20 protein-coding genes are annotated in these 17,854 nt (G+C 70.7%); 13 read left to right on the top strand and 7 right to left on the bottom strand.

Annotated elements, in window-relative coordinates; genetic code table 11:
- The first annotated feature begins 41 nt into the window (after nucleotides 1-41).
- A complete protein-coding gene (locus WFJ97_RS12115; protein WP_247624443.1) occupies nucleotides 42-719 on the top strand; it encodes a FadR/GntR family transcriptional regulator in 678 nt (225 codons plus the stop codon).
- A gap of 38 nt (nucleotides 720-757) precedes the next feature.
- Here WFJ97_RS12115 and WFJ97_RS12110 read toward each other — a convergent pair whose 3' ends face one another.
- The gene (locus WFJ97_RS12110; protein ID WP_247624442.1) at nucleotides 758-1,420 is read right to left on the bottom strand and encodes a transaldolase family protein; all 663 of its coding nucleotides are present in this window, start codon (nucleotides 1,418-1,420) and stop codon (nucleotides 758-760) included.
- A gap of 121 nt (nucleotides 1,421-1,541) precedes the next feature.
- On the opposite strand from WFJ97_RS12110, the gene WFJ97_RS12105 reads away from it, so the two are divergent.
- The 7 genes from WFJ97_RS12105 to WFJ97_RS12075 all read left to right on the top strand — a co-directional run bounded on the left by WFJ97_RS12105 (nucleotide 1,542) and on the right by WFJ97_RS12075 (nucleotide 7,894).
- On the top strand, nucleotides 1,542-2,501 hold the full coding sequence (locus WFJ97_RS12105; RefSeq protein ID WP_336641657.1) for a ribokinase: 960 nt from the start codon (nucleotides 1,542-1,544) through the stop codon (nucleotides 2,499-2,501).
- Between the two features lie 36 nt (nucleotides 2,502-2,537).
- Entirely contained in the window at nucleotides 2,538-2,942 is a 405-nt protein-coding gene (gene rbsD, locus WFJ97_RS12100; RefSeq protein ID WP_247624440.1) for a D-ribose pyranase, read from the top strand.
- A 1-nt stretch (nucleotide 2,943) separates the two neighbouring features.
- The gene (locus tag WFJ97_RS12095; protein ID WP_247624439.1) at nucleotides 2,944-3,768 is read left to right on the top strand and encodes a GntR family transcriptional regulator; all 825 of its coding nucleotides are present in this window, start codon (nucleotides 2,944-2,946) and stop codon (nucleotides 3,766-3,768) included.
- A complete protein-coding gene (locus WFJ97_RS12090) occupies nucleotides 3,765-4,826 on the top strand; it encodes a hypothetical protein (protein WP_336641656.1) in 1,062 nt (353 codons plus the stop codon). Before WFJ97_RS12095 ends, WFJ97_RS12090 begins: the two co-directional genes overlap by 4 nt.
- A gap of 19 nt (nucleotides 4,827-4,845) precedes the next feature.
- The gene (locus WFJ97_RS12085) at nucleotides 4,846-5,913 is read left to right on the top strand and encodes a PLP-dependent cysteine synthase family protein (protein WP_336641655.1); all 1,068 of its coding nucleotides are present in this window, start codon (nucleotides 4,846-4,848) and stop codon (nucleotides 5,911-5,913) included.
- A 257-nt stretch (nucleotides 5,914-6,170) separates the two neighbouring features.
- On the top strand, nucleotides 6,171-6,680 hold the full coding sequence (locus tag WFJ97_RS12080) for a glycine cleavage system protein R (protein ID WP_336641654.1): 510 nt from the start codon (nucleotides 6,171-6,173) through the stop codon (nucleotides 6,678-6,680).
- Between the two features lie 8 nt (nucleotides 6,681-6,688).
- A complete protein-coding gene (locus WFJ97_RS12075) occupies nucleotides 6,689-7,894 on the top strand; it encodes an aminotransferase class V-fold PLP-dependent enzyme (RefSeq protein ID WP_336641653.1) in 1,206 nt (401 codons plus the stop codon).
- A 143-nt stretch (nucleotides 7,895-8,037) separates the two neighbouring features.
- On the opposite strand, the gene WFJ97_RS12070 is transcribed toward WFJ97_RS12075, so the two are convergent.
- From WFJ97_RS12070 to WFJ97_RS12060, 3 genes are all read right to left on the bottom strand, one after another.
- Nucleotides 8,038-9,051: an aldo/keto reductase family protein gene (locus WFJ97_RS12070; protein WP_247633749.1), complete on the bottom strand. Its 1,014-nt coding sequence runs from the start codon at nucleotides 9,049-9,051 to the stop codon at nucleotides 8,038-8,040.
- Between the two features lie 159 nt (nucleotides 9,052-9,210).
- Complete coding sequence (locus WFJ97_RS12065; RefSeq protein ID WP_336641652.1) at nucleotides 9,211-10,728, bottom strand: DUF4407 domain-containing protein; 1,518 nt, start codon at nucleotides 10,726-10,728, stop codon at nucleotides 9,211-9,213.
- 84 nt (nucleotides 10,729-10,812) lie between these two features.
- Nucleotides 10,813-11,388, bottom strand: a complete 576-nt coding sequence (locus tag WFJ97_RS12060) for a TetR/AcrR family transcriptional regulator (protein WP_336641651.1) — start codon at nucleotides 11,386-11,388, stop codon at nucleotides 10,813-10,815.
- A 66-nt stretch (nucleotides 11,389-11,454) separates the two neighbouring features.
- Here WFJ97_RS12060 and WFJ97_RS12055 point away from each other — a divergent pair, with 66 nt between their 5' ends.
- Nucleotides 11,455-12,081 carry an NAD(P)H-dependent oxidoreductase gene (locus tag WFJ97_RS12055; protein WP_336641650.1) on the top strand — a complete coding sequence of 209 codons (627 nt, stop codon included), beginning with the start codon at nucleotides 11,455-11,457 and terminating at the stop codon, nucleotides 12,079-12,081.
- On the opposite strand, the gene rlmN is transcribed toward WFJ97_RS12055, so the two are convergent.
- On the bottom strand, nucleotides 12,030-13,331 hold the full coding sequence (gene rlmN / locus WFJ97_RS12050; RefSeq protein WP_247624430.1) for a 23S rRNA (adenine(2503)-C(2))-methyltransferase RlmN: 1,302 nt from the start codon (nucleotides 13,329-13,331) through the stop codon (nucleotides 12,030-12,032). The genes WFJ97_RS12055 and rlmN overlap by 52 nt on opposite strands.
- A gap of 70 nt (nucleotides 13,332-13,401) precedes the next feature.
- On the opposite strand from rlmN, the gene WFJ97_RS12045 reads away from it, so the two are divergent.
- The 3 genes from WFJ97_RS12045 to WFJ97_RS12035 all read left to right on the top strand — a co-directional run bounded on the left by WFJ97_RS12045 (nucleotide 13,402) and on the right by WFJ97_RS12035 (nucleotide 15,344).
- Entirely contained in the window at nucleotides 13,402-13,872 is a 471-nt protein-coding gene (locus WFJ97_RS12045) for a hypothetical protein (RefSeq protein WP_336641649.1), read from the top strand.
- 76 nt (nucleotides 13,873-13,948) lie between these two features.
- Nucleotides 13,949-14,587: a bifunctional 4-hydroxy-2-oxoglutarate aldolase/2-dehydro-3-deoxy-phosphogluconate aldolase gene (locus tag WFJ97_RS12040; protein ID WP_247624428.1), complete on the top strand. Its 639-nt coding sequence runs from the start codon at nucleotides 13,949-13,951 to the stop codon at nucleotides 14,585-14,587.
- Nucleotides 14,588-14,594: 7 nt separating this feature from the next.
- Nucleotides 14,595-15,344: a sulfite exporter TauE/SafE family protein gene (locus WFJ97_RS12035; RefSeq protein ID WP_336641648.1), complete on the top strand. Its 750-nt coding sequence runs from the start codon at nucleotides 14,595-14,597 to the stop codon at nucleotides 15,342-15,344.
- A gap of 19 nt (nucleotides 15,345-15,363) precedes the next feature.
- Here the strand turns inward: WFJ97_RS12035 and WFJ97_RS12030 are convergent, their stop codons facing one another.
- Together WFJ97_RS12030 and WFJ97_RS12025 are read right to left on the bottom strand one after the other, a co-directional pair.
- Complete coding sequence (locus tag WFJ97_RS12030) at nucleotides 15,364-16,194, bottom strand: SDR family oxidoreductase (protein WP_336641647.1); 831 nt, start codon at nucleotides 16,192-16,194, stop codon at nucleotides 15,364-15,366.
- Between the two features lie 36 nt (nucleotides 16,195-16,230).
- Complete coding sequence (locus WFJ97_RS12025) at nucleotides 16,231-16,995, bottom strand: SDR family NAD(P)-dependent oxidoreductase (RefSeq protein ID WP_247956993.1); 765 nt, start codon at nucleotides 16,993-16,995, stop codon at nucleotides 16,231-16,233.
- Nucleotides 16,996-17,121: 126 nt separating this feature from the next.
- On the opposite strand from WFJ97_RS12025, the gene WFJ97_RS12020 reads away from it, so the two are divergent.
- Nucleotides 17,122-17,847 carry an aminoglycoside 3'-phosphotransferase gene (locus WFJ97_RS12020; RefSeq protein ID WP_336641646.1) on the top strand — a complete coding sequence of 242 codons (726 nt, stop codon included), beginning with the start codon at nucleotides 17,122-17,124 and terminating at the stop codon, nucleotides 17,845-17,847.
- Nucleotides 17,848-17,854: the final 7 nt, after the last annotated feature.

Genomic DNA, 17,854 nt, shown 5'->3' with positions numbered 1-17,854 from the left:
ATCCTGCCTCAGACATCGGATCACTGGCTAGGATGACGGCCATGGCAGTCACCGATGAGGCGATCGAGAAGATCAAGGCGATGATCGTGTCGGGCGAGCTGTCGCCGGGCGATCGGCTTCCCCCCGAGAAGGAACTGTCGGAGCGTCTGGGCCTGTCGCGCAACTCGATGCGCGAGGCGGTGAAGGCCCTCGAGGTCATCCGGGTGCTCGACGTGCGCCGCGGTGACGGTACCTACGTGACGAGCCTCGAACCGCACCTGCTGCTCGAGGCGATCTCGTTCGTGGTCGACATGCACGACGACGACTCGATGCTCGAGATCTTCGCCGTACGGCGGATGCTGGAGTCGCAGGCCACCGGCCTCGCCGCGACCCTCGGCGATGACGAGCAGGTCGCGGCCCTCGTCGACGAGGTCGAGCGCGTCGACGCCTCGGTGACGATCGAGGAACTCGTCGAGCACGACATCCGCTTCCACCGCGAGATCGTCGGCATGGCCGGCAACGCGTACCTCGCGAGCCTGATCGAGCACCTCAGCAGTCAGACCGTGCGCGCCCGCGTGTGGCGCGGACTCACCGAGGGCGGCGCGGTCGAGCGCACCCTGTCGGAGCACCGGGCGATCGCCGATGCCATCGCCCGCCACGACCCGGCGCTCGCGACCTCGCTCGCCACGGCCCACATCGCGGGCGTGGAGCGGTGGCTGCGCCAGGCCGCCTCGGCCTAGGCATCCGCCCCTCCCGCTCACCGCAGCGCCGAGAACCGCTACGCCCCGAGGCGCACCATGGCCGCGTCGAACTCGGCCGCCGAGCTGTCGCTGACCTCGTGGAACAGCGCCTGCTCGATCACGTCGGGCGCGGCGGTGAAGTAGGGCACCCCAGCCAGGCGCAGCCCGACGATGTCGTCGGCCGTGCGCAGCGACGCGGCGAGCACGTTCGATCCGCTGCCCTCGCAGACCTCCTGCATGCGGGCGATCACGGTATCGCCGTCGATGCCGGCGTCGCGCATGCGCCCGAGGTAGGGCGCGATGTACTGCGCACCGATGCTCGCGCACGCGAGCGCCTGGGCGACGGAGTAGACGGCCGTCACGAGCACGGTGGCGCCGTCGGCGACGAGAGCGGATGCCGCGGCGAACCCGGCGGCGGTCGCCGGCACCTTCACGGCGACGCGCGGTCCGAGTTCGCGGATGCGCTCGGCGTTGCGCAGGAACGACGCGGTGTCGCCGCCCCACGTCTGGAAGAAGATCTCGGCGGCTCCCTCGGACTCCCACCGGGCGTAGAGCTCCGGGATCTCGCCGGCGGTGCGGCCGCCGCGTTCGAGGATCGTCGGGTTCGTGGTGACACCGTGCACGACGCCCGCGGCGAGGAGCCGGGACACCCGGTCGACGTCGGCGCTGTCGACGTACAGGCGGGGGGCGATCACGGTCATCGGGACTCCTCGGGGACAACCTGTCGTTACAGGTTCGCTTTCGGCTAATGTAATGACAGGCGCGGGGCGATGTCAAAGCTCCGGCCGACGTACATCGCCGTCGAAGACGACCAGGAGCGACATGGCCCCCGCATACCCCGAAGACCGTTCCGGCGTCGTGATCGTCGGCAGCGTCACCGCCGATGTGACCACCTTCTCGCAGCGCCTCCCCGCGCGCGGCGAGACGATCCTGGGCGATCAGTTCACCCTGATGCTCGGCGGCAAGGGCGCCAACCAGGCCGTCGCCGCCGGCCGTTCCGGCGCCCGCACGAGCTTCGTCGGATGCGTGGGCGACGACCTCTTCCACGACCTCGTCGTCGACGGTTTGAGCGAAGCCGGGGTCGACCTGGCGCACCTGCGCACCGTGCCCGGCCCGACCGGCATCGCGCACATCCGGGTCGACGCCTCGGCGCAGAACGACATCGTGATGGTGCCGCTCGCCAATGCCTCCCTCAACACCGACCAGATCGACGAGGCACTCGCCGCCCTCGCCCCGACCACCTCGGTGCTGCTCACCCAGCTCGAGACCCCCTCGGCCCTCACGGCGCACATCACCGGCCGCGGCCGCGAGCACGGCATGACCGTGATCCTCGACCCCGCACCGGCCGCGACGCTGCCCGTCGAGGTGTGGGCGAACATCGACATCGTCACGCCGAACGAGACCGAGGCGACGCTCATCAGCGGCATCGAGGTGACGGATGCCGAATCCGCCGAGCGCGCCGGACGCTGGTTCCTCGACCAGGGCGTCGGCGCCGCGGTCATCACCCTCGCCGGACAGGGGTCGTGCGTGGTCACCTCGGAGGGAGCATCCGTCATCCCGCCGTTCCCCGTCACCGCCGTCGACACCACCGCCGCCGGCGACGCCTACGCCGGGTATCTCGGCGCCGCGCTCGCGAACGGCAGCAGCCTCGCCGACGCCGTGCGCCTGGCGACGGCCGCGGGCGCCCTGACCGTCACGAAGCAGGGCGCCTCGCCGAGCCTGCCGCTGCGCGCCGACGTCGACGCGTTCCTCGCGGAGCGCGAAGCGGCGCCCGTGAACTGACCCCACCGCCACCCGACCACAGAGACCGGAGCCGCCATGCGCAAGACCGCGACCACGATCAACCCCGCGCTGTCGCGGGTCATCAGCGAGACCGGGCACACCGACCTGCTCGTCGTGACCGATGCGGGCCTGCCGATCCCTCCGGGGTCCGAGCGCATCGATCTCGCCTATCGCCCGGGGGCGCCCGCGTTCTTCGACGTGCTCGACACCGTGCTCGCCGAGCTCGTCGTCGAGGGCGCCACGGTGTCGGCCGAGGTCGCCGAGAAGAGTCCCGAGGTACTCGAGGCGCTGCGCGAGCGGTTCGCCGGCATGGACTTCGAGATCGAGCTCGTGCCGCACGTCGACTTCAAGAAGCTCACCCACGGGGCGCGGGCGTTCGTGCGCTCCGGCGAGTTCACCCCGTACGCGAATGTGATCCTGCACGCGGGCGTGGCGTACTAACATGTCCGCCGTGCTTCCCGACGCGATCGACCGCCACTCCGCCGCACCCATGTACGACCAGTTGCGGCAGCTGATCGTCGACGGCATCGCGCGCGACGGGTTGCAGCCGGGCGACCCCCTCCCGGGTGAGCACGGACTCTGCGAGCGCTACGGCGTCTCGCGCACCGTCGTGCGCCAGGCGCTCGCGCAGCTCGAGCACGAGGGTCTCGTCGAGCGCGTCAAGGGCAAGGGCACCTTCGTCTCGCGCCCGCGCACGGCGGAGAGCCTGGTGCACACGCTCGTGGGTCTCTACGACGACGTCGAGCGTCGCGGCGGCCACGTGCACAGCGACGTGCTGCGCCACGAATTCGCCGTCGCCGACGACGAGATCGCGGCGGCTCTCGAGATCCCGGTCGGGTCGCGGGTCGTGGTGCTCGAGCGGCTGCGCCACGTCGACGACGAGCCCTGGTCGCTGTCGACCACGTGGATGCCGGATGCCGTCGGCGCGGTCACCCTGGGCGTCGATCTGTCGGACTCCTCTCTGTACCGGGTGCTCGCCGAGCACGGCATCGTCGCCACCCGCGGTGTGCGATCGGCCGAGGCCACGGTCGCGACGCACGAGCAGGCCGGCCACCTCGGCGTCAGCGCCGGATCCGCCCTGCTGCGCCTGCGCAGCGTGAGCCGCACCGACGACGACACCCCGATCGAGTACTTCATCGCCTACCACCGCGGAGACCGCTCGCGCTTCGAGTTCCAGCTGCAGCAGGAGCAGTCGCAGGCCTCCCTCCTGCACGTCGACGGCCGCGGCGGTATGACACTCGCCGGCAGCACGCGGGTCCAGCCATGACGGGCGACGAGCGGACGCCCGACCCCGCAGCGGGAGCGGATGCCGACGCGGTCGTCCCGCCGGAGGCGCCCACGCCCGCCTCTCCCCCGCCGCCCGCGCAGCCGCCGTTGGCTCCGCCGGTGGGAGCGGATGCCGCAGCCCCGAGCCTCCCGGCCGGCGCCCCGCTCCCGCCCGGCCACCGCCCCGCGTACCAGCCGCCGGCGTACCAGCCACCCGTGTACCAGCCGCCCGCGAGCTACCGGCCGACTCCGGCGTACCAGCCGGCCCCCGCGTACCAGGCCCCTCCCGCGCACCCCGGGGCTCCGACGCATCAGCCGGCCGCTCCTGCACCGCCTCCGGCTCCGGCATCCGCTCCGGCTCCGGCATCCGCTCCGACTCCGGCAACCGCTCCCACGTACCCGGTCCAGCAGACGTACCCGACCCAGCCTCCCGCGGGGGCCTCACCACCGGTGGGCGGCTACCCGCCGGCGAACGGTTACCCGGTCGGCCCTGCCTCCGGCGCGGCCGCGGCCGCTCCGTCGACTCCCCGGCGCGGCACGCTCGTCGTGGTCCTCATCGCGATCGCGGTCATCGGCGTCCTGGTGGCCCTGGTCATCGGCATCATCCCCCGGGGCCTGGGCGACCGCGGCGAATCGGCACCGGCATCCGATTCCGACGACTCCGGTCAGACCGCCCCCGATCCCGGCGACACCGAGGCCGAACCCGCAGAGCCCGACGACGCGCCCTCTCTGCCCGACACCGGAGGCTCGGCCGAGGCCACCCTGCAGAACAAGATCGACGAGTACAAGACCGCGCGCACCGACGGGTCGCTGTGGGAGCGGATCCCCGACACCGAGTTCAACCGCACGGCGGTCAGCGCCTACCTCTACCTCATGACCGACATGAAGCTCGCCGCGTCGTTCGGGGCCGACACCTCGGAGTACCTGCAGCGTGCCGCGAAGCTCGAGGAGCTGCTGCTCTCGGAGCAACCTCTCGGCTCCGACATCGAGATCATCCTGTCGGACCGCACGTTCACCTACGACGGCGACACCGGCGAAGGCGGCTACACCGACAACTGAGCCCGGGTACGCTCGAACGGTGGACTCCTGGACCAGCAACGCGATCGCTCTGCTGGAGGCCGACGCCAACCGCAGTGCCGACACCCACCTGCACGTCTTCCCGCTGCCCGCCGAGTGGGGCATCGACCTGTACCTGAAGGACGAGTCGGTGCATCCGACCGGCTCGCTCAAGCACCGCCTCGCGCGGTCGCTGATCCTCTACGGCCTCGTCAACGGACTCATCCGGGGCGACACGACCCTCGTCGAATCGTCGAGCGGTTCGACTGCCGTCTCCGAGGCGTACTTCGCCCGGATGCTCGGGCTCCCGTTCGTGACCGTCGTGCCTCGCTCGACCGTGCAGGAGAAGATCGACCTCATCGAGTTCTACGGCGGCACCTGCCACTTCGTCGACCGCGCCGAGGACATGTCGCCCGAGGCCCGCCGCCTCGCCGCCGACTGCCACGGCCACTACCTCGACCAGTTCACCTACGCCGAGCGCGCGACCGACTGGCGCGGCAACAACAACATCGCCGAGAGCGTGTTCAGCCAGCTGTCGCAGGAGCGGCATCCGATCCCCCGCTGGATCGTGGTCGGCGCCGGGACCGGCGGCACGAGCGCCACGTTCGGCCGGTACGTGCGCTACCGACGTCACACGACCGAGATCGCGGTCGTCGATCCCGAGGGTTCGGCGTTCTACGACGGCTGGGCAGGAACTCCGGATGCTCCGGCCGGGCGCCCGAGCCGCATCGAGGGCATCGGTCGACCGCGCGTGGAGCCGTCGTTCGTTCCGAGCGTGATCGACGAGATGATCCGCGTTCCCGACGCCGGCTCGATCGCGGCGATCCGTCTGCTGCGCGAGCGCACCCTGCACTGGGCGGGCGGATCGACCGGCACGAACCTGTACGGCGCCTTCCAGCTGATCGCGCGCATGCGCGCCGCGGGTGAGACCGGGAGCGTCGTGACCCTGATCTGCGACAGCGGAGTCCGCTACGCCGGCACCTACTACTCCGACGAGTGGGTCGCGGCGCAGGGTTGGGACCTCGCCCCGCACCGCACCCGCCTCGACGGCTTCCTCGACACCGGCCTCTGGACCGAGCTCGCCGACTGAGCGTCCTTCGTCTCGTCGCTGCGCTCCTCGCTCAGGAACCGTTGCCCAGACCCGGTTCCTGAGCGAGCGCAGCGCGACGAGGGGCCCCAGAGACTGGGTCCCTGAGCCTGTCGAAGGGTCCCACCCCGAGACGCCCCGTACCCAACTCAGGAACATCGTGTCGAAATCGGCTGATTCGGGCCGTTTCACGCGCCCCGGCATCCGTTCTTCCCGAGTTAGGCCCGGGCCGCTCGCACCCCGCCGACTACGCTGACCCCATGACTACTCTGATCCTCACCGTCGCGGGTGCAGACCGTCCGGGCCTCGTCGCCGCCGTCGCCGATGCCGTCGATGCCCACGGGGGCAACTGGGAGAACAGCCGCCTCGCCGAGCTCGCGGGCACCTTCGCCGGGGTGATCGAGGTCTCGGTGGCCGCCGATCGGGTCGCCGAACTGCAGGCCGCGCTGCGCGCCCTGACCGGACTGCTCACGGTGACGATCCACACCGGATCGGATGCCGAGGCTCACCGCGACGCGAGCTCGATCTCGCTCTCGGTGCTGGGCAACGACCGCGCGGGGATCGTCCACGAGATCTCCGGCGTTCTGACCTCCCACGCCCTCAGCATCACGAGCATGGACACCGAGACGCGCGACGCCGCGATGGCCGGTGGGCGCCTGTTCGAGTCGACGGTCACGGCGACGGTTCCGGCATCCGCTGATCTCGATGCGCTCCGCACCGACCTCGAGAAGCTGGCGGCCGAGATCCAGGTCGACATCACTCTCGCCTGACGACTGCGATGACAGCCTTCCCCGCTCCCGTGGCGCTGCGTTCGTTCGCGCGGGCACGCGACGCGTGGCCCCTCGATCCCGCGATCGTGCACCTCAATCACGGATCGTTCGGCGCTCCGCCGACCGCCGTGATCGAGCATCAGGATGCTCTGCGCCGCCAGGGCGACCTCAATCCCGTCGTGTGGTTCCCGACTCTCGGCGAGCGCACGCGCGAGGCCCGCGAGCGCACGGCACCCTTCGTGGGTGCGCGCGCCGATGACGTCGCCTTCGTGCCGAACGCCTCGGCCGCGGCGACCGTGGTCTACAACGCGATGCACCTCGAACCCGGAGACGAGATCATCGTCACCGATCACGGATACGGCGCGGTGACGATGGGCGCGGAGCGGTTGGCGCGCCGCACGGGTGCGACCGTCCGCACGGTGGCGATCCCGCTGCTCGCCTCCGACGACGAGGTCGTCGACCGATTCGCCGCCGAGATCGGCGATCGTGCGCGTCTCGTCGTGGTCGATCAGATCACGTCGCCGACGGCACGGCTGATGCCGACGCGACGCATCGCCGACATCGCCGCGCACCACGGTGCGCGCACGCTGATCGACGGTGCGCACGCACCGGGCCTCCTCCCGGATGCCGCGTCGGCGGCGAGCGGTACGTGGTGGTTCGGCAATCTGCACAAGTGGCCGTGCGCGCCGCGCGGATCTGCGCTGCTGGTGACGACCGCCGCGGATCGCGACGACCTCTGGCCGCTGATCGACTCGTGGAACGCGCACGACCCCTTCCCCTCGCGCTTCGACTACCAGGGCACGATCGACGCGACCGGGTATCTCGCGACGCCGACCGCGATCGAGTTCGTCGAGCGCGAGATCGGGTGGGAGCGCACGCGCACGGTCATGACCGAGATGGCGGATGCCGGGGCCGAGGCGATCGCGGCGGCGTTCCGTCGCTTCGCCGATGCGGAACCGCTCACGCCGGTCCCCTCGCCGGTCCCGTCGATGCGACTGATCCGCCTGCCGCCCGGGCTGGGGGCGACCCGGGAAGAGGCGGATGCGCTGCGCGCCGAGATCCTCCCCACGACCGGCATCGAGACCGCATTCACGAGCTTCGGAGGTGCCGGGTACGTGCGACTCTCGGTGCACCTCTACACCGAGGCATCCGACATCGAGCGGTTCGTCGATGTCGCAGTGCCGTGGCTCGTGGCGCGCGCCGGCATCCGCTGACCGTCCGCAACACCGTCGCCGCGTCGGCGGGCGCCGAGACCCATCGCCCCCGGCTTCAATCCCCGAAGCCCCTCCCATACGACGAGGCCCCCTGCCGCGGCGTGCGACAGGGGGCCTCGTACGTGTGCGTCAGACGCGGATGCTCAGACCAGGCGGGTCTTCGGCGAGGTCGAGTAGGTGTGCTCGGCGTCGCGGTTGACGGTGTCGCCGAGGGCGGTGTCGATCGCCGCCATCGTGTCGGCGTCGAGCTTCACTCCCGATGCCTTGACGGTGTCGGCGAGCTGCTCGGGGCGCGATGCTCCGACCAGGGCTGCCGCGATGTTCGGGTTCTGCAGCACCCAGGCGATCGCGAGCTGCGGCATCGTGAGACCCGCCTGCTCGGCGATCGGCTTGAGGCGCTGGACCGCGGTGAGGATGTCGTCCTGCAGGAAGTTCTTGATGAAGTCGGCACCGCTGTGCGGGTCGGTCGCGCGCGAACCCTCGGGCACGGGCTGACCGGGCAGGTACTTGCCGCTGAGCACGCCCTGCGCCATCGGCGACCAGACGATCTGCGAGATGCCGAGCTCTTCGGAGGCCGGAACGACCTTGCCCTCGATGACGCGCCACAGCATCGAGTACTGGGGCTGGTTCGAGATGAGCTGGATGCCGAGCTGCTGGGCGAGCGCGTGGCCCTCGCGCAGCTGCTCGGCCGTCCACTCCGAGACACCGATGTAGAGCGCCTTGCCCTGGCGGACGACGTCGGCGAAGGCCTGGAACGTCTCCTCGAGCGGGGTCTCGTAGTCGAAGCGGTGCGCCTGGTAGAGATCGACGTAGTCGGTGCCGAGACGGGTCAGCGAGCCGTTGATCGACTCCATGATGTGCTTGCGGCTGAGGCCGGTGTCGTTCGGGCCCTTGGGACCGGTCGGGAAGTAGACCTTGGTGAAGATCTCGAGGCCTTCGCGGCGCTGCCCCTCGAGGGCCTTGCCGAGCACGACCTCGGCCGCGGTGTTGGCGTAGGTGTCGGCGGTGTCGAACGTGGTGATGCCGGCGTCGAGCGCCGCGTGCACCGTCTTGACGGCGGCATCGTCGCCGACCTGAGAGGCGTGGGTGACCCAGTTGCCGTAGGTGATCTCAGAGACCTTGAGACCACTGTTGCCGAGATAGCGATAGTTGACCATGTTCTAACGCTAGCGCCGGTCGCCGACACCGCGGGTCGGTTTCCGTGACCGGTCTCAGACCGAGTCTGAGACCCCGCCGCCATCGCGAGGAGTCAAGACACGCCGCTCACTCGGCATCCGTTGCGGCGTGTCTTGACCCCTCACCGAGGGATGAACCCCTCAGTTCGTGCGCGCCGCCGTCTCGGTCACCGCGGCCGACTGCGTCTGCACGATCGATGCGCGATCGGCGAAGCCCTCGGCGGTGACCTTGTCGAGCGCGACCTGCTTGCGGATCGCCGCGGCCTTCTCGTAGAGGCTCGGGTCGCCGTACGAGGTGAGCACCTTCACCAGCACGGGCAGCAGCTCGATCATGAAGAACAGCGCGGCGATGAGGATGTGCGCCCAGAGGATCGTGGGCTCCTTCTCGCTCAGGCGGTTCAGCCCGCTGATCTGGCTGAGGAGGCCGGTCGCTCCGGCGTTGCCCTGCGCCACGGCATCCGCTCGGGCGTTGTAGGCCGCGAGCGCCTGGTCGTAGGTGTCGCGTGCGGCGGGCAGCTGGTCCTGCGCGGTCTGGCGGTTCGTCGCCTCGGAGGTCGAGGTGTTCTCCTTCGCGGCGGTGCCGGCCGTGGCGAGCTCCTCGTTCGCGACGCGCAGCTGCTCGGCGAGGCCGTCGTAGGTCTGCTGGGCCTGGGCGAGCTGGGCCTGGGCAGCGTCGGAACTCGCGCCCTCGCCGTTCACCCCGGTGCAGCCCGGAACGGTGCCCGCGCCCTCGCCGGTGAGCTCGCACTGGTAGAGCGCGCGGGCCTGGTCGATGACGGTCTGCTGATCCGCGAGCTTGGTAGTGAGGTCGTCGACGGTCGCCTGGGCGGCGGATTCGGATGCCGACGACGAATCGGTTCCCGCCACGATGCCCGTCGCCGCCTGGTTCTCGAGCTCGGCGACTTTGGCGGTCGCGGCGTCGAGGGCGATCTTCTCGGGGCCGGACTCGAGGGCCTCCTGGTCGGTCTGCGACTGCGTGATGTTGGTCGAGGCGACCTCGCGGGCGATGTCGTTGTGGAACACCTGCAGCACGAGCGGCTCGGCGACCACGAATCCGATGATCGCGGCCATGATCACTCGGGGGATCGCGAGGCCGATCAGGCGCCACACGTTGCGCGTCGATGCCATGGTCGAGGTGAGGAAGCGATCGAGGTTGAAGATGATGAGCGCCCAGACGAGAGCGAGCGGAACGGCCAGCCAGATCGCGGCCCCCACGCCGGTCGTGAGCGCGAACAGCATCGAGATCGCCGAGACCAGGGCGGTGCCGGCGAGCACGAAGAACATCTGCACGAAGCGCGGCGTCTCGCCGGGGACGCGGTCGAGGATCTCGCCCTCGGCCCCGCCGAGGATCGCGAGCTGCCGCAGGCGCGAGCCCGGGGTGCGGGGCGCGCGGGGCTTGCGCTCCCGCGGCGGGCGGGGCGCGCGGGCGGGCTTCGACGGTGCGGATGCCGCGGCATCCGCTTCTGCCGAGTCGTCGGCGGTCTCCGGGCGCGGGGTCTCGCGCGTGGCGGAGTCCGTGATGAACGGCTCGTCGGCGGAACCTGTGGGCTCGTACTCGCGCAGGAAGTCGAGGTCATCCGTCGGGGCATTCGGGTCGCCGTCGATGATGATCCGACCCTGCGAGTCGAAGCGACCCGGTCGGTGGGCGGAATAGGGCATCCCGACAATCTACGAAAGGTCGCCTGTGCGCACGGTGGAAGAAGGCTTTGACGGCTCCCAGGTTCGGGAGGGGCGCGCTCCGGATCACACCCCGGCGGGCAGCAGCCTGCCCAGAAGAGCCTCGTAGGAGGCGAGGGCGTCGTCGAGGCCGAAGTGCCCGGCGGCGGCGAGGGTGCCGAGGCCGTGGATGAGACCCCAGAGCGCGACGACGTCGGTGGGTCGGTCGAGTCCGGTGGCGGCGGCCGCCGCGGCGAGCGCTCCTTCGAGCGCATCGATCAGCGGGGCCATCGTCGCGGTGGGCGAGCCCGGCACGCAGACCGTGGGGTCGTAGACGGCATCGAAGGCGTGCGGATGCTCGACGGCGAAGCGGATGTAGGCCTCGCCACCCGCGGCGAGCGCCGCCCGCGGGGTCGCGGCATCCGTCGTCGCGTTCCGAACCTGGGCGAGCAGATCGGCCATGCTGCGCTCGGCGATCGCCTTGAGCAGGCCGAGACGATCGGAGAAGTGGTGGTACGGCGCGTTGTGGCTGACGTCGGCGGCGCGAGCGACCTCGCGCAGGCTGATGTCGGCGGCCGGCATCCGCTCGAGCAACTGCATCGCGGCGTCTTCGAGGGCGCGCGCGAGATCGCCGTGGTGGTACCCCGTCTTCGAACTTGACATGCGCAACATTGTCTCCTATCTTGACACTGTCCACCTGCTTGACACTGTCCAGATTGGAACCGACGCATGACCGCTCTCGTGATCGACGGCCACCCGTACGCCGAATCCCTCACCGCTTCGCTCGCGCAGCGCTACGCCACAGGTCACGGCGATGCCCGCGTGCTCTCCCTGCGCGACCTCGACTTCGACCCGCACCTGCGATTCGGATACCGGCAGCGCATGACGCTCGAACCCGACCTGCTCGACGCCAAGCAGGCTCTGGCCGAGGCGCAGACGATCGTCATCGCGACGCCGCTGTGGTGGGGGTCGGTGCCGGCGCTGCTCAAGGGCTTCTTCGATCGCGCCCTGCTGCCGCAGCAGGAGTACCGCTACTCGCCGCAGGGGCTGCCGATCGGTCTGCTCACCGCACCGCACGGACGCCTGCTGCTGCTCGCCGACACCCCCTGGTACGCGGCACCCTTCACGGGACTGCCGGCGCAGCGCCAGGTGGTGCGCAACACGATGCGGTTCTGCGGCATCCGATCGGTGCGCGCGCACCGGATGCTCGGCGTCAAGAACGCCTCACCCGAGAGGATCGGGCGCTGGCTCGCGGATGCCGAACGGCTGGGTGCCGCGGATGGGCGACGGGATGCCCGGAGCGGTCAGGCCATTGCGGCCGAGGCCGCTTCGTCCTCGGTCGTCGCGACGAGCTGACCGCAGGCGCCGTCGATCTCCTTGCCGCGGGTGTCGCGGAGGGTCGTCGGGATGCCGGCGTCGTTGAGGCGGCGCACGAACTCGGCCGTGACGTCCTTCTCCGACGAGGTCCAGATCGAGCCCGGCGTCGGGTTCAGCGGGATGGGGTTCACGTGCACCCATCCGCGACCGCGCTGGTTGAGCTTCTCGGCGAGGAGATCGGCGCGCCAGGCGTGGTCGTTCATGTCCTTGATGAGCGCGTACTCGATCGAGACGCGGCGACCGGTCTTCTCGTAGTAGTTGTAGGCGGCGTCGAGGGCCTCGTCGACCTTCCAGCGGGAGTTCACCGGGATGAGCTCGTCGCGCAGGTGGTCGTCGGGCGCGTGCAGCGACAGCGCGAAGGTGACCGGGATGCCCTCGTCGGCGAGCTTCCTGATCGCGGGCACGAGGCCGACGGTCGAGACGGTGATGCCGCGGGCGCTCATGCCGAGCCCCTCGGGCTGCGGGGCGACCATGATGCGCACGGCATCCATCACCCGCTTGTAGTTGGCGAGCGGCTCGCCCATGCCCATGAAGACGATGTTGGAGACGCGCTCCATGCTGTGATCGTCGGACTTCTTACCGCCCAGGCCGCCCTCGGCGATCAGGCGGTTGGCGCGCACGATCTGCTCGACGATCTCGGCCGTCGACATGTTGCGCGTGAGGCCCGCCTGGCCGGTGGCGCAGAACGGGCAGTTCATGCCGCAGCCGGCCTGGCTCGACACGCAGAGTGTGATGCGGCCGGGGTAGCGCATGAGCACCGACTCGACGAGCGCCCCGTCGTGCAGGCGCCAGAGGAACTTGATCGTGTCGCCGCGATCGGTCTCGAGGCGGCGCACCTCGGTCATGAGCGGCGGCAGCATGCCGGCGACCAGCTCGTCGCGGATGCCGGCCGGGAGGTCGGTCATGTGCGCGGGGTCGGACGTGTAGTGCCGGAAGTAGTGGGTCGCGAGCTGCTTGGCGCGGAAGCCGGGCAGGCCGAGCTCCTTCACCTTCTCGACGCGCTCCTCGGGCGTGAGGTCGGCGAGGTGCACGGGCGGCTTGCCGCGCTTGGGGCTGGCGAACTGCAGCAGCGGGCGCCCCTCGGCGTCCTTCTGCTGGGTCCAGCCCTCGGTCGCCGGGCGCACCTGGGTGGGGCCCGTGGTGCGCACCTTGCCCTGGGCGGGTCGACCCTCGGGGGCGGACGCGGATGCTGCGGGGCGCGTCTCGCGCGTGCGGGGGTTCTCGGTCATACCTTCCAGGGTACCGGCGAGCGGGTGGGAGACGGCTGGACTGTCGGGGCCCCTGCCTAGACTGACCGGCATGGACTTCGTGTGGATCATCGGGATCATCGTCGGCGCGATCATCGTGATCGCCATCGTGGCCGCGGCCCTGCGGGGCATGCGGCCGAAGGTGCCCGAGGTCACCCCGGGCGTTCCGGTGCCGATCGCCCCCGAAGTGGTCGCGAGGATCGACGATCTGGTGCGCGCCGACAGCAAGATCGTCGCGATCAAGACCCTGCGCGAGCACACCGGCGAGAGCCTGCAGTCCGCGAAGCGCCGCATCGACCACTGGCGGGTCGGCGCCGCCCCCGCGACGACCGCGATCCCGATCCAGCCGCCCGTCTTCCACGACGTCGGCTCGCTGCGCGCCTCGCTGCCGTCCGAGGCGGTGGCCGAGATCGACCGGCTCGTCTCCGCCGAGCAGCAGATCGCCGCGATCAAGCTGCTGCGTGAGGAGGCCGGCCTCGGCCTCAAGGAGTCGAAGGACCTGATCGACGCCTGGCGTGCCTGAGCGGGCCCGGACGCGCCCGTTGTAATGACAAGTTGGCGTCGGCGAGAATAGAACGACCCCCACCACAAGGAGCATGATGTCCGACCGCCTCACCCGTGCCCGCGCCACCGGAGTCCTCGCCGTGCTCCGCGCCTCGACCCCCGAGCTCGCCCTCGAGGCGTCCGAGGCCATCATCCGGGGCGGAGTGACCGGTATCGAGGTCACGTTCTCGACCCCCGATGCGCCCGCCGTCATCCGCGAGCTCATCGCCCGGCACGGCGACGCCGCCTACGTCGGCGCCGGCACCGTCACCACCGCCGAGCAGGCCGCCCTCGCAGCCGATGCGGGCGCCGAGTTCCTCGTGAGCCCGGGCACGCTCCCCCACCTCACGCGCAGCATGCTCGACACCGGCCGCGTCGTGATGACCGGCGCCATGACCCCCACCGAGGTCATGGGCGCGCTCGAACTCGGCGTCGACGTCGTCAAGATCTTCCCCGCGTCGCTCGGCGGCCCCTCGTACCTGGGCGCCCTGCGCGGCCCGTTCCCCGAGGCTCCCCTCATGCCCACCGGTGGCGTGAACCCCGACAACCTCGCCGACTGGTTCGCTGCCGGTGCCGTGGCCGTCGGAGCCGGAGGCGACCTCGCCAACGGCGCCTCGCTCAAGGCCCAGGACTGGGCCGACATCGAAAAGCGCTCCGCTCGCTTCGCCGCCGCCCTCGCGGCCGTCCGCGCCTGACGCCTCGGTGATCGCCCTCGACCCGTGGGCGTGGGCCGCGCTGGGACTCGCCGCGGTGACGATCGGCATCTCGAAGACGGCACTGCCTGGCGGCAGCATCCTCGCGATCGCCCTGTTCGCGGCCGTGCTGCCGGCGCGCACCTCGACCGCGGCCATGCTGCTGCTGCTGATGGTCGGCGATGTGTTCGCGCTCATCGCCTACCGCCGGCACGCGCACTGGCCGACGCTGCTGCGTCTCGCCCCGGCCGTCGTGCTGGGACTCCTGGCCGGCTTCGCGTTCCTCGCGCTCACCGGTGACGGCGTCGTGCGACGCGCGATCGGCGTCATCCTGCTGGTCATGATCGCGGTGACGCTCTGGCGACGGTGGCAGCAGAACAGGGCGGATGCCGTGGCCCCCGCCCGCGGCGGCATTCTGCTCGCCGGCACCTACGGCACGCTCGGCGGGTTCACGACGATGGTTGCGAACGCCGGCGGCCCGGTGATGTCGATGTACTTCCTCGCGACGCGCACCCCGGTGCAGGTGTTCCTCGGCACCTCGGCGTGGTTCTTCGCGATCATCAACCTCGTCAAGGTGCCGTTCCTCGCGGGACTCGGACTCTTCGAGGGGCAGGTGCTGCTGATGGATGCCGCGCTCGCCCCGCTCGTCGTCATCGGCGCGCTCATCGGGCTCGCCGTCGCGAAGAGGCTCGATCAGCGGCTCTTCGACCGCGTCGTCATCGTGCTCACGGTGCTCGGCGCGGTGTACCTGCTCTTCTGAGCTCCCGCGACGCCCCGCGTCAGTCGAGGAAGATGTCGGGGAACAGCGCCGCGTCCGGGGTCCCCGGGATCGCGGCGTAGCCCGAGAAGTCGGTCACCCCTGCAGTCTCGAGCACGTCCTCGACGATGAGCGTCTGCCCCGTGTACGACCCGGCGGGCTGCACGAGCACCTGGTACGCGGCATCCGCGTAGATGTCGGGCGTGCGGCTCGCGGCCATCACCTTGTCGCCGCCGAGCAGGTTCTGCACCGCCGCGGTCGCGATGGTCGTACGCGGCCAGAGCGTGTTCGCCGCGATGCCGTCGCGCGCGAACTCGGCCGCGAGTCCCAGCGTCGCCATCGTCATCCCGAACTTCGCGAGCGTGTAACCGGTGTGCGCACCGAGCCACTTCGGCGTGGGGTTGAGCGGCGGGGAGAGCGACAGGATGTGCGGGTTCTCGGCATCCTTCAGCATCGGCACGGCCGCGCGCGACAGCATGAACGTGCCGCGCACGTTGACGTCCTGCATCAGGTCGTACTTCTTGGGATCGAGGTCGAGCGACCGCGAGAGGTCGATGACGCTGGCGTTGTTGACGACGATGTCGATGCCGCCGAACTCGCCCTGCGTCTTCATCACGGCCTCGGTGATGTCGGAGTCGTCGCGCACGTCGCCGACGATCGCGAGCGCCTGCCCGCCGGCCGCGCGGATCTGCTCGGCCGCCGTGTGGATCGTCCCCTCGAGCTTGGGGTGCGGGGTGTCGGTCTTCGCGAGCATGGCGATGTTCGCACCGTCGGCTGCGGCGCGCAGCGCGATCGCGAGTCCGATCCCGCGGCTGCCGCCGGACATCAGGATGGTCTTTCCTGCGAGTGACATGGGTCTCCTTCTGGGTCGGATGCCGGTGCGGGCGGGTTACTTCGGCGCCATGCGGATCGCGCCGTCGAGGCGGATCGTCTCGCCGTTGAGGTAGTCGTTCTCGACGATGTGCTGCACGAGTGCGGCGTACTCGTCGGGGCGCCCGAGCCGTGAGGGGTGCGGCACCTGCTGGCCGAGGGAGTCCTGCGCGGCCTGCGGCAGCCCCATGAGCATGGGGGTCTCCATGATTCCGGGGGCGATGGTGACCACGCGGATGCCGTAGCGGGCGAGCTCGCGGGCGACCGGCAGGGTCATCGCGTGCACACCGCCCTTCGACGCGGCGTACGCGGGCTGGCCGATCTGGCCGTCGAAGGCGGCGACGCTGGCGGTGTTGACGATGACGCCACGGGTGTCGGTGTCGCTGTCCACGGGGTTCTTCACGATGACGGCGGATGCCTGCGACAGCACGTTGAACGTACCGACGAGGTTGATGCGCACGATGCGCTCGAAGTCGGCGAGCACGGCCGGGTTGCCGTCTCGGTCGAGCACCTTCGCGGGCGGCGCGATGCCGGCGCAGTTGACCACGACGCGCAGCGGGGCGACGGCCTGTGCCTGGGCGACGGCATCCTGCACCTCGTCGACGCTGGTGACGTCGGCGGGCACGAAGAGTCCCCCGAGTTCGTCGGCGAGCTCGGCGCCCTTCGACGTCGAGAGGTCGATGATCGTGACGTGGGCGCCGTCGGCGGCGAGTCGACGTGCGGTGGCGAGGCCCAGACCCGAGGCGCCTCCCGTGATGAGCGCGCCCTGTCCGCTGATCTGCATGGTGTTCTCCTTCGAACGTCGTCGTGCGACTGAGTTTCAGCCTACGTGGTTCTTGGTGTCACCACGATCCCCCGGGGAAGGCTGTGTGTCAGCGAGCCTACGGGGTCGGCACGGCAGACTGGGGGGATGAGCATCCCCGACGCCCACATCGAGATCCCCGCGCGCGTGCGCGACCTCGCCGGTCGCGCCGCCGTGACCCCGGTCTGGCGCAACGGTATCGGGGGCCTCACGTTCCGCACCGACGACGGGCGCTACATCAAGTGGGGTCCGCTCGACGACGAGGCCAACATGCACGACGAGGCCGAGCGGATGCGCTGGGCCCGCCGCTGGATCACGGTGCCCGAGGTGCTCGCCCAGGGCGAGGACGACGCGCACGAGTGGCTCGTCACCCGCGCGATCGACGCGTTCAGCGCCGTCGATCCGCGCTGGGATGGCAAGGCTGAGATCGCAGTACCCGCCGTCGGTCGCGCCCTGCGGATGCTGCACGACACCCTCCCCGTCGCCGACTGCCCGTGGGAGTGGAGCGTGCACTGGCGCGTCTCGAACGCCGCCGAGCGCGGGGTCGTCATGCCGCCCGAGCTGCACGAGGCCCCGCCGATCGACCGCTTGGTCGTGTGCCACGGCGACGCCTGCATGCCCAACACGCTCCTCGACGCCACAGGTGAGCCCGCCGCCCACGTCGATCTCGCCGCCCTCGGTCTCGCCGACCGGTGGGCCGACCTCGCCGCCGCGGCCATGAGCACCGGGTGGAACTTCGGCCCCGGCTGGGAGGACCCGCTGCTCGAGGCGTACGGCGTCGAACGCGACGACGAGCGGCTCGAGTTCTACATGCGGCTCTGGAACGAGACCTGAGCGACGG

It is taken from the genome of Microbacterium sp. USHLN272 (genome assembly GCF_037149655.1).
Classification (GTDB): Bacteria; Actinomycetota; Actinomycetes; order Actinomycetales; family Microbacteriaceae; genus Microbacterium; species Microbacterium galbinum.
This window is presented reverse-complemented; position numbering and strand designations above follow the sequence as displayed.

What these genes read in the sequence shown, in the direction of transcription:
- WFJ97_RS12110 (WP_247624442.1), bottom strand. Translation starts at nt 1,420, where the DNA reads ATGACCGTGATCGCCCCCCGCCTGTACGTCGACAGCGCCGACGTCGAC.
- WFJ97_RS12030 (WP_336641647.1), bottom strand. Translation starts at nt 16,194, where the DNA reads ATGTCACTCGCAGGAAAGACCATCCTGATGTCCGGCGGCAGCCGCGGG.
- WFJ97_RS12025 (WP_247956993.1), bottom strand. Translation starts at nt 16,995, where the DNA reads ATGCAGATCAGCGGACAGGGCGCGCTCATCACGGGAGGCGCCTCGGGT.
- WFJ97_RS12115 (WP_247624443.1), top strand. Translation starts at nt 42, where the DNA reads ATGGCAGTCACCGATGAGGCGATCGAGAAGATCAAGGCGATGATCGTG.
- WFJ97_RS12020 (WP_336641646.1), top strand. Translation starts at nt 17,122, where the DNA reads ATGAGCATCCCCGACGCCCACATCGAGATCCCCGCGCGCGTGCGCGAC.
- WFJ97_RS12060 (WP_336641651.1), bottom strand. Translation starts at nt 11,388, where the DNA reads ATGTCAAGTTCGAAGACGGGGTACCACCACGGCGATCTCGCGCGCGCC.
- WFJ97_RS12065 (WP_336641652.1), bottom strand. Translation starts at nt 10,728, where the DNA reads ATGCCCTATTCCGCCCACCGACCGGGTCGCTTCGACTCGCAGGGTCGG.
- WFJ97_RS12090 (WP_336641656.1), top strand. Translation starts at nt 3,765, where the DNA reads ATGACGGGCGACGAGCGGACGCCCGACCCCGCAGCGGGAGCGGATGCC.
- rbsD (WP_247624440.1), top strand. Translation starts at nt 2,538, where the DNA reads ATGCGCAAGACCGCGACCACGATCAACCCCGCGCTGTCGCGGGTCATC.
- WFJ97_RS12105 (WP_336641657.1), top strand. Translation starts at nt 1,542, where the DNA reads ATGGCCCCCGCATACCCCGAAGACCGTTCCGGCGTCGTGATCGTCGGC.
- WFJ97_RS12070 (WP_247633749.1), bottom strand. Translation starts at nt 9,051, where the DNA reads ATGGTCAACTATCGCTATCTCGGCAACAGTGGTCTCAAGGTCTCTGAG.
- WFJ97_RS12095 (WP_247624439.1), top strand. Translation starts at nt 2,944, where the DNA reads ATGTCCGCCGTGCTTCCCGACGCGATCGACCGCCACTCCGCCGCACCC.
- WFJ97_RS12080 (WP_336641654.1), top strand. Translation starts at nt 6,171, where the DNA reads ATGACTACTCTGATCCTCACCGTCGCGGGTGCAGACCGTCCGGGCCTC.
- rlmN (WP_247624430.1), bottom strand. Translation starts at nt 13,331, where the DNA reads ATGACCGAGAACCCCCGCACGCGCGAGACGCGCCCCGCAGCATCCGCG.
- WFJ97_RS12045 (WP_336641649.1), top strand. Translation starts at nt 13,402, where the DNA reads ATGGACTTCGTGTGGATCATCGGGATCATCGTCGGCGCGATCATCGTG.
- WFJ97_RS12055 (WP_336641650.1), top strand. Translation starts at nt 11,455, where the DNA reads ATGACCGCTCTCGTGATCGACGGCCACCCGTACGCCGAATCCCTCACC.
- WFJ97_RS12075 (WP_336641653.1), top strand. Translation starts at nt 6,689, where the DNA reads ATGACAGCCTTCCCCGCTCCCGTGGCGCTGCGTTCGTTCGCGCGGGCA.
- WFJ97_RS12040 (WP_247624428.1), top strand. Translation starts at nt 13,949, where the DNA reads ATGTCCGACCGCCTCACCCGTGCCCGCGCCACCGGAGTCCTCGCCGTG.